The 11318-nt window shown below is 68.4% G+C and carries 15 protein-coding genes; 11 read left to right on the plus strand and 4 right to left on the minus strand.

Features of this window, described 5'->3' with window-relative positions; genetic code table 11:
- The first annotated feature begins 6 nt into the window (after positions 1-6).
- Both rlmN and IQ216_RS06690 read left to right on the plus strand, forming a co-directional pair.
- Positions 7-1068, plus strand: coding sequence for a 23S rRNA (adenine(2503)-C(2))-methyltransferase RlmN (rlmN, locus tag IQ216_RS06685; RefSeq protein ID WP_193814867.1), 1062 nt, complete (start codon positions 7-9; stop codon positions 1066-1068).
- Between the two features lie 193 nt (positions 1069-1261).
- On the plus strand, positions 1262-2443 hold the full coding sequence (locus IQ216_RS06690; RefSeq protein WP_193814858.1) for a hypothetical protein: 1182 nt from the start codon (positions 1262-1264) through the stop codon (positions 2441-2443).
- A 31-nt stretch (positions 2444-2474) separates the two neighbouring features.
- Here the strand turns inward: IQ216_RS06690 and IQ216_RS06695 are convergent, their stop codons facing one another.
- Entirely contained in the window at positions 2475-3986 is a 1512-nt protein-coding gene (locus tag IQ216_RS06695; RefSeq protein WP_193814859.1) for a hypothetical protein, read from the minus strand.
- Between the two features lie 64 nt (positions 3987-4050).
- On the opposite strand from IQ216_RS06695, the gene IQ216_RS06700 reads away from it, so the two are divergent.
- The 7 genes from IQ216_RS06700 to IQ216_RS06725 are packed head-to-tail and all read left to right on the plus strand — an operon-like array spanning position 4051 to position 9135.
- Positions 4051-5820: a sodium:solute symporter family protein gene (locus tag IQ216_RS06700; protein WP_193814860.1), complete on the plus strand. Its 1770-nt coding sequence runs from the start codon at positions 4051-4053 to the stop codon at positions 5818-5820.
- Positions 5821-5869: 49 nt separating this feature from the next.
- A complete protein-coding gene (locus IQ216_RS14465; RefSeq protein ID WP_255460123.1) occupies positions 5870-5995 on the plus strand; it encodes a hypothetical protein in 126 nt (41 codons plus the stop codon).
- A gap of 42 nt (positions 5996-6037) precedes the next feature.
- Positions 6038-6838 (plus strand): HEAT repeat domain-containing protein, encoded by an 801-nt coding sequence (locus IQ216_RS06705; protein WP_228007232.1) that lies wholly within the window; start codon positions 6038-6040, stop codon positions 6836-6838.
- Between the two features lie 54 nt (positions 6839-6892).
- The gene (locus tag IQ216_RS06710) at positions 6893-7099 is read left to right on the plus strand and encodes a DUF2997 domain-containing protein (RefSeq protein WP_186698698.1); all 207 of its coding nucleotides are present in this window, start codon (positions 6893-6895) and stop codon (positions 7097-7099) included.
- Positions 7100-7103: 4 nt separating this feature from the next.
- The gene (locus tag IQ216_RS06715; RefSeq protein WP_193814862.1) at positions 7104-7493 is read left to right on the plus strand and encodes a DUF1257 domain-containing protein; all 390 of its coding nucleotides are present in this window, start codon (positions 7104-7106) and stop codon (positions 7491-7493) included.
- A 2-nt stretch (positions 7494-7495) separates the two neighbouring features.
- The gene (locus IQ216_RS06720; RefSeq protein ID WP_186698702.1) at positions 7496-7909 is read left to right on the plus strand and encodes a ferredoxin; all 414 of its coding nucleotides are present in this window, start codon (positions 7496-7498) and stop codon (positions 7907-7909) included.
- 26 nt (positions 7910-7935) lie between these two features.
- The gene (locus IQ216_RS06725; protein WP_193814863.1) at positions 7936-9135 is read left to right on the plus strand and encodes an aldo/keto reductase; all 1200 of its coding nucleotides are present in this window, start codon (positions 7936-7938) and stop codon (positions 9133-9135) included.
- A 20-nt stretch (positions 9136-9155) separates the two neighbouring features.
- Here IQ216_RS06725 and IQ216_RS06730 read toward each other — a convergent pair whose 3' ends face one another.
- The gene (locus IQ216_RS06730) at positions 9156-9920 is read right to left on the minus strand and encodes a 16S rRNA (guanine(527)-N(7))-methyltransferase RsmG (RefSeq protein WP_193814864.1); all 765 of its coding nucleotides are present in this window, start codon (positions 9918-9920) and stop codon (positions 9156-9158) included.
- A gap of 54 nt (positions 9921-9974) precedes the next feature.
- On the opposite strand from IQ216_RS06730, the gene IQ216_RS06735 reads away from it, so the two are divergent.
- A complete protein-coding gene (locus tag IQ216_RS06735) occupies positions 9975-10424 on the plus strand; it encodes a J domain-containing protein (protein WP_228007230.1) in 450 nt (149 codons plus the stop codon).
- A 42-nt stretch (positions 10425-10466) separates the two neighbouring features.
- On the plus strand, positions 10467-10733 hold the full coding sequence (locus IQ216_RS06740) for a DUF3143 domain-containing protein (RefSeq protein WP_186698707.1): 267 nt from the start codon (positions 10467-10469) through the stop codon (positions 10731-10733).
- Positions 10734-10773: 40 nt separating this feature from the next.
- On the opposite strand, the gene IQ216_RS06745 is transcribed toward IQ216_RS06740, so the two are convergent.
- Complete coding sequence (locus IQ216_RS06745; RefSeq protein ID WP_193814865.1) at positions 10774-10947, minus strand: hypothetical protein; 174 nt, start codon at positions 10945-10947, stop codon at positions 10774-10776.
- The coding region (bioD, locus tag IQ216_RS06750; protein ID WP_193814866.1) for an ATP-dependent dethiobiotin synthetase BioD at positions 10947-11318 on the minus strand (372 nt) is incomplete at its 5' end. The genes bioD and IQ216_RS06745, both read right to left, overlap by 1 nt.

Genomic DNA, 11318 nt, shown 5'->3' on the forward strand with positions numbered 1-11318 from the left:
GCCCATCTGCTGGGCCGCAGCCTGAGCGAGCTGGAAGCCTGGGCAGAGCAACAGGGTGAGAAACCATTCCGCGGCCGCCAGCTCCATGACTGGATCTATGCGAAGGGGGCCCGCAGCCTCGATGCCGTCACCGTGCTGCCCAAGGCCTGGCGCCAGCGCCTGCTGAACTCGCCTCCGGCCGGATCCCCCGACTGGATCGGCCGCTCCCAGGAGTTGCACCGCAGCATCGCCCGTGATGGCACCACCAAGCTGTTGCTGGCCACGGCCGATGGCCTCAGCCTGGAAACCGTGGGCATCCCGGCCAAGGGCCGCCTCACGGCCTGCGTCAGCAGCCAGGTGGGCTGTTCGATGGCCTGCCGCTTCTGCGCCACCGGCAAGGGAGGGCTGCAGCGCTCCCTGGCGGTGCACGAAATCGTGGATCAGGTGCTGGCCGTGCGCGAGGCCATGGATGAGCGCCCCAGCCACGTGGTGTTCATGGGGATGGGTGAGCCGCTGCTCAATCGTGATGCGGTGCTGGCCGCCATCCGCTGCCTCTGCGCTGATCTCGGCATGGCCCAGCGTCAGATCACGGTCAGCACGGTGGGTGTGCCGCGCACCCTGCCCACCCTGGCGGAGCGGGCCCTGGCGGAGCTGGGCCGCGCCCAGTTCACCCTGGCCGTGAGCCTGCACGCGCCGGATCAGCGGCTGAGGGAGGAGCTGATCCCCACGGCCCACGCCTATCCGATTGAGGCACTGCTCGACGACTGCCGCTGCTACGTGGCGATCACGGGCCGGCGGGTGAGCTTCGAGTACATCCTGCTGGGTGGGCTCAACGACCAGCCCCACCACGCCGAGGCCCTGGCACGGCTGATCAGGGGCTTCCAGAGCCATGTGAACCTGATTCCCTACAACCCGATTGAGGAAGAGGAGTTTCAGCGCCCTGCCCCGGCAGCAGTGGAGGCCTTCCGCCGCATCCTCGAGGCCCGCCATGGCGCGGTGAGCGTGAGGGCCAGTCGAGGACTGGATGCCGATGCGGCCTGCGGTCAGTTGCGGCGGCGCCTGTCGCCCGGCATCACGGCTCACGCCTGAATCTGGAGCGGCCCCAGCCTCCTGGACTTGATCCGCTGCCGCCAAGGGGCGCCACAGTCCTGCTGTTGGCTGCGTGGATTGGCTGACTTCAGTGGCTGTAAAGTCAGGCCTGGCTGATTAGGCGGTTGCCTTGCTGTTTGTTGCTGGTTGTCACCGCTCAGGCACATCCTTTCTGTCTGGCCTTCTGCATGAGATGGCCAATCAGCTAGGCCTTGTCAACCCCCTATTCGCCGACTCTGCTGCCCTGCCTGCCACGTTCGAGAACTCCAAGGGATATTTTGAATCCCGTTCTCTGCTGCAGGCGAACGATCGCATTCTTTCGTTTTTTGAATGCTCCTGGGATTTTCCCTGGTTAGGTCAGCCTGATTTCGCCGCGGCCCAGAGCCGTGCCTTCCTGGCCGGACTGCGTGCCGATCTGCCGATTCATACCCGTGATGACTTCTGGATCGACAAGGACCCACGTCTCTGCCTCACCAGCGAGGCCTACCGTCATGTGCTGTTACGGCAGATTCCCCTGATCGCCATCGTGCGGCACCCCATTGAGGTGGCCGCCTCGCTGCAGGCCCGGGATGGCATCCCCCCCGACCGTGGCCTTGCCCTCTGGGCCGCTTACAATCTGGCCCTGCTCGGCCAGGAGAGCGGAGCTCCTCGGCTGTGTCTGTCCTTCGAGAGTTTCGCCTCTCCGGCCACCTGGCCGCTGCAGCGACTCAGCAGTGCCCTGTCCGCGCTCTGGGACGAATGGCTGGAGCCGGCCCAGCTGGCGCGGCTTTCCCCCGCTCTGGTCGAGCAGGTGATCGGCCGTTCCTATGCGGACGGCCAGGTCCGTCAGCGAGCTGTGCTGCAGACCCGACTGACCCTGCCACCTGGGGTGCTCCTGGCCGAGACAGCCGTGGAGGCCTGGCAGGGGTTGCAGACGCGGCTGCTCGCGGGCGACCTCACCCCAGGGGTGGCCCAGGCCCTGCTCGGTCCTCTGGTCGCACGGGTGCTGGCCTGCCCAGGGGCGATTCCAGGCTGGCGTTCGGGTACCGATCAGCTGCGCGCCCTGCGCGCCGAGTCCAGGCAACGTGAACTCGAACTGGAGGCCTCAAGGTCAAGCCTCAGAAGCCAGACCCAGGTGCTCAGCGAGCTGAGCGCCGCCCAAACCAGGCTGCAACAGCAACGGGATGCCCTGGAGGGGCGGCACAGCGCCCTGTCCCAGCAGCAAGAGCACACCCAGGAGCGGCTTGCGGCCCGACGGGAGCGCAACGCCGCTCTCCAGGTGAAGCTCGATCGCAAGCGGCAGCTGATCAGGCAGCTGCGGCATCAGCGAGATCACGCCCTGGCGCTGCTGGGCGCTCTGCGGCAGCTGATCGCTCGGGCGATCCGCCAGATCTGATCAGGGCTCTTCTCGCCCTGGGAGATGAGCATCACCACACGTTTTCAATCACATTCATGGCGCGGAGATAGGCCGGAATCTCCTCGCTGGAGCTGCCGTCATCGGCGTTGCCGTCGTCGGGAATGGCCCGCCGGGCGTTGTCGGCCACCACGGCATTGGCCAGCAGATCGAGGCTTTCGGGGCGCTCCAGGCTCTGCAGTGCCTCCGAGTAGCGCCGGCTGTGGGAAGGGCGCACCGACTCCTGACAATAGTTGGAGAGTTCGCGGCTTTCAGTCATAACCCGAAAGGCAATGGCCTTGGTGTCGCTCTTCCCGAAGATGGCCATGTAAAGGAGGTTCACCATCGATGCGTCGTGCACCTGTATGCCGTAGTTCACCAGAATCTGAGGCCAGTAGCGCAGCGCCTTCAGACCCTCGAGGCCGCCTTTCTTGACGCCCGATTGCTCACACCACTGCTCGAACTCGTCCACATCCACGGGACAACGGCCCAGTTTGCGCATGCCCTCAGCCAGGATCTGCCCAGCCTGAAAGTTCCGCGTGGGCTTGCCGCACACTGGCAGCATCATGCTGCCGCGCACATCCGCCACCATCGCCGTGAGCTGGGTGAAGGTGTGATCGCGCACCTTCTCCATTTCGCCTCCGCGGCTGAGGGTGGCTTCGATCCGCTGCACCCCGTAGCCCAGTTCGGTGAGCGGAAAGGGCTGCCTGCCGTAGAGGCGCTGCCGGTCGCGGCGTCGCATGGATACCGAGGAGGCCTGGTCCAGGCACTGGTCGAGCAACAGCGTCAGCAGGGTGGGCAGGATTCCGGTGTTCTCGGCGTGGAAGGTGTAGCCGAATCCGGCAAAAATCGAGGAGATGTTCTTGGCGGCCTTGATGTACTGAGCCTCGACGTTATGGACTCCAGGTGAGACCTGAATGTTGGGGGAGAGCCGGTCCATCAGCCGCGCGCCGATCATCGCGGTGATGCCGTTGGGATGGCAGAAGTTGGCTGTGAAGCTGTCCACGGGATCGCGCAGGGCACCGTGCCGGTGGAAGCCTGAGAAGAAGGCCAGGTTGGGCTGCCGTTCACACAGCACGTAGGAATCGTTGCGGAGCGGGTCGTGGCTGAAGGAACCCGCCAGGCAGGCCATCACCACCTGTTCACGCCCCAGCTCCCGGCGCAGTTCACAGGCCTCGTGCAGGTCCTGCTCAATGTGGTTGCTGTTGGCGGTGAGCACCACCAGATCGCAGCGCTCGATCAGGGTGCGCAGGCTGTTGGGCCGCAGCTGGCCATCGTGCTCGTGCTGGAGCATCTTCTCCATCGTGGCCACATGGAGAGGGTCCATGCCGGAGAGATCCCGCGGCGTGAAGGCTCCGAACAGGGAGCGGCCCGGCCGGGGGGCCAGCAGCAGGCGGTCGCCGCCGCCGTGCATGGCGCTGTTGTAGGCCAGTGATGCCGGGTAGAGCCCGATGCTGTAGAAGCCCACCCGGCCGTCCTCCAGATCCAGGATCCGCCTGCGCACGGTGTCCTGGTCGAGCGAGTCGGCAAAGAAGCTGTTCAGCATCGGGCAGGTCGCAGCGGCCGGCAGAGATCACGCCTTCATACTGCGCCCACCAGCGCCGCTCGCCGTGCACACGATCGACTGGCTGATCCTGATCGGCTATCTGGTGTCCAGTCTGCTGCTGGGCCTCTGGCTGGCCCGTCGCAACCGCGACCAGTCAGATTACTTCGTGGCCGGACGCAGCCTCAAGGGCTGGCTGGCCGGCGCCTCCATGGCCGCCACCACCTTCTCGGTGGACACCCCCCTCTACGTGGCCGGGCTCGTGGGGGTGCGCGGTCTGGCCGGCAACTGGGAGTGGTGGAGCTTCGGAGTGGCGCACGTGGCGATGGCCGTGGTGTTCGCGCCCCTCTGGCGCCGCAGCGGCGTGCTCACCGATGCTGCCTTCACGGAATTGCGCTACGGCGGAGCCACGGCTGCCTGGCTGCGAGGCATCAAGGCCTTCCTGTTCGCCCTGCCGATTAATTGCATCGGCATCGGCTACGCCTTTCTGGCCATGGCCAAGGTGAGTGAGGCTCTCGGGCTGGCCCCTACGCCTGAGGCCCGTCTCACCCTGCTGGCGATCGTGGGGGTGCTGGTGCTGATCTACACGGCGGCAGGCGGCCTCTGGGCCGTGGTGGTGACGGACATGGTGCAGCTGGTGCTGGCCCTGGCCGGTGCCACGGCGGTGGCCGTGGCTGCCGTGCACGCTGCCGGGGGCATGGATGCCCTGCTGGCCAGCCTGCGGGCCCTCGAACGCCCTGAGTTGCTGTCGATGGTGCCCTGGCAGGTCGAGGGCGGCCGCATCCGCTGGCTGGAGGGGGCCGGCATCTCTGTGCCCACCTTCACGGCCTACATCGCCCTGCAGTGGTGGAGCTTCCGCCGCAGCGACGGTGGCGGCGAGTTCATCCAGCGGCTGCTGGCCACCCGCAACGAGCGTGAAGCCCGGGTGGCGGGATGGGTGTTCCTGGGGGTCAACTATCTCCTGCGCAGCTGGCCCTGGATCCTGGTGGCCCTGGCGGCGGTGGTGCTCCTGCCCGACCAGACCGACTGGGAACAGAGCTATCCCCTGCTGGCGGTGCGGCTGCTGCCACCCGTGGCTCTGGGGCTGGTGGTGGTGTCCCTGGTGGCGGCGTTCATGAGCACGGTGAGCACGGCGGTGAACTGGGGGGCCAGCTATCTCACCCACGACCTCTACCAGCGCTTCATGCGCCCCCGTGCCAGCGAGCGCGAGCTGTTGCTGATCGCCCAGCTGGCCTCGGTGTTGCTGGTGGTGCTGGGGGTGATCACGGCCCTGCTCAGCAACAACATCGGCACGGTGTTCCGGTTGGTGATCGCCATCGGCACCGGTCCCGGGGTGGTGCTGGTGCTGCGCTGGTTCTGGTGGCGGGTCAATGCCGCCGCCGAGCTGGCGGCGATGGTGGGAGGCTTTCTGGTGGGCTTCGCCACGTCGGTGGTGCCGTTGCTGCGCATCGATGACTACGGCGAGCGTCTGCTGGTCACCACCGCCGGAACTGGAGTGGTGTGGATCGGGGTGATGGTCTCCACGCCGCCGGAGTCTGCAGAGGTGCTGGAGCACTTCGTGCGCCAGGTGCGGCCGGCGGGCCCCGGCTGGCGAGGCTGGAGGCAGCGCACCGGCGTTGAACCCGAAGAAACGCTGCTGCAGCTGCTCACCCAGCTGGTCAGCAGCTGTGCGGTGCTGTTCGGCGCCCTGCTCGGCATCGGCGGCTTCCTGCTCAAGCTGCCCCTCTGGGGCTGGGGTGGCCTGGCGGTGGCCGTGCTGGGGGCCCTGGCGCTGCAGCAGGGACGTCGGCTTCAGGGCCAGCTGCGCGGACTGCTGGGGCAGACCCCACAGGGGTGATGATGGCCTCGGTGGTGGGCCTTCTGCCCCCAGTCCCTGCCGGATCCCAGTGCAATTCCTCCGCTCCACCCTGCTGCCCGCCGCCATCGTGGTGCTGTTCGGCCTGGCGCTGTTTGCCGTCAGCGCCCGCATCTGGCTGCCGGGCGACATGGCCGCCCCCGCTCCGGTGGGTTGAGCGAGATCCGTGAGTGTGTCCCCGTCCGATCCCTGGCCCGAGCTGCCAGCCACGCCGGGCCCCTATCCGGAGAGCCCCCAGGAGCTGTATCTCGACCCTGACGTGCTGGCCCAGGAGCTGGCCCAGGAGTTGCTCGGCGATCCCCTCGATGAGCTCGATGGCGCCGAGGACAGCACGGTGGACGTGGTGGCCGAATGCCAGCTGGGCCTGACCCTGCTCGCCGGGGCCCACGAGCAGCGCATGCAGGGCCTGCGCATCTTCTGCGAGCACCGCGACCCCCGCTCGGTGCCCCTGCTGCTCCCCTTGCTGGAGGCCTCCTGCCCGATCCTGAGGATGAGCGCGGTCTACGCCCTGGGCCGTAACCCCAGCCCCCAGGCCGTGGCTCCGCTGCTGGCCCTGCTGGCCAACGACGACAACGGCTATGTGCGCAAGGCCGTGGCCTGGAGCCTCGGCAACTACCCCGAGGCCCCGGTGCTCAACCCCCTGATCCGGGCCCTGCAGGTGGACATTGCGGCGGTGCGCCTCTGGGCCGCCACTTCCCTGGCGGATGCCGGCAGCACCGGGCCGGCCAAGGCGGATCCGGCGGCAGCCCAGCTGCTGCTGAGTCTGCGCATCGACAGTGAGCCGGCGGTGCGCAGCAACAGTGCCTGGGGCCTGGGCCGCCTCTTCCCGGATCTGGTGCAGCCGCGCCAGCAGGAGCTGGTGGAGTGTCTGCTCCACACCATGCTTCACGACGCCGAGTCGGGCGTGCGCGATGAAGCGCGGCTCGCCCTCGAGCAACTGGAGCAGCCCGAGGTGCTGGAGCGGCTCCAGACCCTGGTGGATGAGGGGCTGCTGGCCTGATCCCAGCCAGCCTCAGATCACGGTTAACATCGCCCCATTCCGAACCGTCACGGGATGGCGCAACACACCATCCGCTTCCGCATCCGGCCTGACGGCCGGGTCGAAGAGCTGGTGGAGGGCGTTCAGGGTCAGGGCTGCGAGCAGCTCACCGAGCGCATCGAAGCCCGGTTGGGCAGCGTCCAGCAGCGAAGCAGCACCGCGGAGGCCTACCAGCCGTCCCGGCAGCTCCAGAACGAATCCCAGACCACCCAGCTCACCTGAGGCCATGTCCCACTTCAGCACCGTCAAGACCGAGCTCCGTGACCGCGGCGCCCTGCTCGAAGCCCTCAGCGACCTGGGCCACGATCCCCGCGAAGGGGAGTTGTCGGTGCGGGGTTACCGCGGCCAGAGCGAACTGGCCCAGGTGGCGATCAGCCAGCCCAATGGCGCCGACATCGGTTTCCGCTTCAATGCCAGCCAGGGGCGCTACGAACTGGTCACCGACCTCGACCTCTGGAAGCAGCAGGTTCCCGTGGAGCGCTTCCTGGCCCAGCTCACCCAGCGCTACGCCCTGCGCACCGTGCTCTCTGCCAGCCTCAACGAGGGCTTCCAGGTGAGCGAACAGGCCAACCAGGCCGATGGCAGCATCGAACTGGTGGTGACCCGCTGGAGCTGACCATGACCACCGGCATCGATCCAGCCCTGGCCTTCACGGCCCCGAGTCAGCGCGAGCAGCCAGCCGCCACGGGACATGAGCCCGTTCTCGGCGGTGCCCTGCGCCAGCAGGCCGTGTGGGTGGATGAGGCCGTCTGCATCGGTTGCCGCTACTGCGCCCACGTGGCCGGCAACACCTTTCTGGTGGAGGAAACCTGGGGACGCTCCAGGGCGATTCGCCAGGACGGTGACAGCACGGACAGGATCCAGGAGGCCATCGACACCTGCCCCGTGGACTGCATCCACTGGGTGGCCTATGAGGCGCTCCCCTCGCTTGCCGAGCAGCTCTCCCAGCAGGACATCCAGCCCCTCGGTTTCCCCAACCCTTCCCGAGTCCGGCGCACCCTGCCCCGTCGGGAAGCCCGTCCATCGGCCTAGGGCTCGCCCGTCAAGCCGCTTCCCCGATGATTCCCACCCGTCGCTTCGGCCGCACCGAGCTGGCCATGCCGGTGCTCTCCCTGGGGGGCATGCGTTTCCAGCAGAGCTGGACAGACCTTCCCGCCGAGCAGATCAGCGCTGAGAGCCAGGCCAATCTGGCTGCGACCCTGGATCAGGCCAGGTCGAGGGGGCTGCACCACATCGAGACCGCCCGCCATTACGGCAGCTCCGAGCGCCAGCTGGGCTGGTTGCTGGGCCAGCGGCCCGATCCCTGCCGCATCCTCCAGACCAAGGTGCCCCCCCAGGAGGATCCGGCCGCCTTCGAGGCCGAGCTCAGCCTCAGCTTTGAGCGGCTCGCGGTGGAGCGGGTCGATCTGCTGGGCATCCATGGCGTCAACCTGCCGGAGCATCTGCACCACACCCTGCGCCCGGGCGGCTGCATGGAGGTGGCGCGGCGCTGGCAGCGCCAGGGGCGCATCGGCCATGTGGGCTTCTCCACCCACGCCAGCCTGGAGCTGATTCTCGAGGCCATCGCCAGCGACGCCTTCGACTACATCAATCTGCACTGGTATTTCATCCGCCAGGACAACCAGCCCGCGCTGGAGCTGGCCACCCGCCACGACATGGGCGTGTTCGTGATCAGCCCCACGGACAAGGGAGGCCATCTGCACACCCCCTCCCCGCGGCTGCAGGAGCTGTGCGCGCCCCTGCATCCGATCGTGTTCAACGACCTGTTCTGCCTCTCGGCCGCCGGGATCCACACGATCAGCGTGGGGGCCTCCTGCCCGGCAGACCTGGAGCTGCATCTGGAGGCCGTGGGTCTGCTTGATCAGGCCGAGCGCCTGCTGCCGCCTGTGCTGGAGCGGCTTGAGCAGGCCCGCCGCGAGGCGCTTGGGCCGCGCTGGTTGGAGAGTTGGCAGGAGGGACTGCCGGACTGGTCTGAGGCACCCGGAGCGATCAACCTGCCGGTGCTCCTGTGGCTCCACAACCTGCTGGAGGCCTGGGATCTCGAAGGCTTCGCCAGGGCCCGCTACGGCCTGCTGGGCAGCGGCGGCCACTGGTTTCCTGGCGCCAATGCCGATGCACTCGACACCACCGTCAGCGCACAGGCCCTGGATAGGGCCCTGGCCGGCAGCCCCTGGAGAGAGGAGATTCCGCCGCTGCTGCGCCGCCTGCGGGAACGCCTCGGCGGCACCCCGGTGCAGCGGCTCAGCTCGGCCGCCTGAGGCCCGAAGCTCCCGCTGGTTCAGCTGCTGCCCAGGGGGTGCCGGCTGGGTACCCCCACGGCCCTGGGATAGGCCTGCGGGCATGGGGCCGCAGGGCTGAGCCACACCGCATGGCGGATGCCCCGCCCAGCGGGCAGATCGCAGGACGTCACGGCGCTGACTTCCGCCTTGAGGGCTCTAGCGGCCCGTTCCAGGGGCTCCTGGTCGGTCCCGCTCCACTGGCCGCGGTACAGCAGGGCCTGGCCCCCCGGAGCCAGCAATGGCACCAGGTATTCCGCCACCACCGGGGCTGCCGCCACCGCCCTGGCCATGGCCAGGGCAAAGCGGCCGCGGCACTCCATGCCCCGGCCGCTGAGCTCGACCCGCTCCAGACGTACGGACACCCTGGAATCCAGCCCCAGGGCCGCAGCCATGGCCGTCACGGCCTCCAGCTTGCGTCCCACGGAGTCCACCAGGGTGAGACGGGCCCGGGGCAGGGCCAGGGCGATGGCCAGACCGGGAAAGCCGCAGCCGGTGCCCACGTCGATCATCTCCAGGGGCTCAGCGGCGTGAGGGCTCTGCAGCAGGGCGCGCAGGGGCCAGAGGCTGTCGAACACCTGCGAGATCCAGTAGTCGTCCCCCTCCACCAGCCGGGTGAGGTTGCGGCGCCCGTTCCAGAGCCGCAGCTCGTCCTGGAGGTGCTCAAAACCCCTGAGCTGGTCAGGGTCGGGCCCCCAGCCCAGCCGGCTCCAGAGGGCTTCAGGCTGCAGGCTCCCGGCAGCCTGGAGTCCGGGGGCAGTGGGCATGGGCGATCAACGGGTGCAAGATTCCTAGGATCTCCCATCCTGGGTTTCCTGTCGTTGCCGCCCTCCGGCTCGCGTTCCAGCCATTACGCCCTGCTGCAGCTGCCCTCCACAGCCACGCCGGAGCAGCTGCGGCAGGCCTTCCGCAGCCTGAGCAAGCTGTACCACCCGGATACCACCGCCCTGCCCAAGGATCAGGCCGCTGATTCCTTTCTGCAGCTGCGCCAGGCCTATGCGGTGCTCAGCAACCCCGAGAGCCGTCGCCAGTACGACGCCGAGCTGCGTCAGGAGCTGCTGCTGGCAAGCCGCAGCGTCGCTCCCCCCGCATTGCGGCTGCAGCAGCCCGGACGGCCCCTGCCCGTGCGACGCGCCCTCTCCGGCGGTGAATGGCTGGCCCTGCTGCTGTTGGCGCTGGCCCTGGCGCTGAGCCTCCTGCTGGGGGTCGGCCTGGCCCTGGCCCGGGGAGTGGAGCTGGCTCGCCTCCCCAGCTGGTGGCCTCCGGCCTGAGGGTTGCTCCACCACCTGTTGCTGTTTCCATCCCCGCTTAGCATGCCCGAGCTTCCTGCCGACCACACCCCCCTGTACCACCATCCGCTGCCGGATCTGGAGGCCTGGCTCCGCCATCTCGGTGCCGTACAGAGCCCCTCCAACACCTGCCTCTGGGATCTGCACCGGCCCGCCTGGAGTGCCCAGATCGAATTGGAGGTGGAGGATCTCAAGGTGAGCTGGCAGGCCGATGGCCGCGACTGCGTGCGCCAGTTCCCCTATGGGCTCTCGCGCGCCGACGTGGAGGCGGCGATCCTGGCCGGCCCCTGAAGCGAGCCGGGGCCGAGCCAGGCCGGCCGCTTCCCGGCGCTCACTGGCAGCGGTCGCTGCGACGGCTCTCCTCAGCGGCCAGCGGCCCGCAGTTGACCCAGCGCACCAGCGTCAGCTCCACGTCGGTGAACAGGGCCAGGATGGCGCCGCACACCACCACCAAGGCCAGGCTCACCAGGGCATCGCGGCGGATCCTGGTGTTCGTCTGCGGCATCACGGCCCCTCCGGTGGGATGGCTGGGGTAAGGCTGCGCAATCTATGGCCCACCTGCTGGCGGTGCCATTCGGCTGCCAGGGCCTCCCGGGTCAGCGGCGTCAGAGCGGGCAGTTGAGCGATCACCGGGATGCCGCCCAGCTGTTCGAGGGTGCGGGGGTTGTCCTGGTGCTCCGGGCCGTTGAGGATCAGTCCCAGCACCGGAATCCGGCGCCGGCCCAGGGCCTCCAGCGACAGCAGGGTGTGGTTGAGGGTGCCCAGGCCGCTGCGGGCCACCAGCACCACCGGCAGTTGCCACTGCAGCAGCTGCTCGATCTGGAGCCAGTCGCGCCGCAGCGGCACCAGCAGCCCCCCCGCCGTTTCCACCACCAG

The organism is Cyanobium sp. LEGE 06143, from assembly GCF_015207535.1.
In the GTDB taxonomy this organism is placed as follows: Bacteria; Cyanobacteriota; Cyanobacteriia; order PCC-6307; family Cyanobiaceae; genus NIES-981.

Coding starts and splice junctions, on each gene's coding strand:
- IQ216_RS06690 (WP_193814858.1), top strand. CDS start 1,262: ATGGCCAATCAGCTAGGCCTTGTCAACCCCCTATTCGCCGACTCTGCT.
- IQ216_RS06695 (WP_193814859.1), bottom strand. CDS start 3,986: ATGCTGAACAGCTTCTTTGCCGACTCGCTCGACCAGGACACCGTGCGC.
- IQ216_RS06710 (WP_186698698.1), top strand. CDS start 6,893: ATGGCGCAACACACCATCCGCTTCCGCATCCGGCCTGACGGCCGGGTC.
- IQ216_RS06715 (WP_193814862.1), top strand. CDS start 7,104: ATGTCCCACTTCAGCACCGTCAAGACCGAGCTCCGTGACCGCGGCGCC.
- IQ216_RS06720 (WP_186698702.1), top strand. CDS start 7,496: ATGACCACCGGCATCGATCCAGCCCTGGCCTTCACGGCCCCGAGTCAG.
- IQ216_RS06725 (WP_193814863.1), top strand. CDS start 7,936: ATGATTCCCACCCGTCGCTTCGGCCGCACCGAGCTGGCCATGCCGGTG.
- IQ216_RS06730 (WP_193814864.1), bottom strand. CDS start 9,920: ATGCCCACTGCCCCCGGACTCCAGGCTGCCGGGAGCCTGCAGCCTGAA.
- IQ216_RS06740 (WP_186698707.1), top strand. CDS start 10,467: ATGCCCGAGCTTCCTGCCGACCACACCCCCCTGTACCACCATCCGCTG.
- IQ216_RS06745 (WP_193814865.1), bottom strand. CDS start 10,947: ATGCCGCAGACGAACACCAGGATCCGCCGCGATGCCCTGGTGAGCCTG.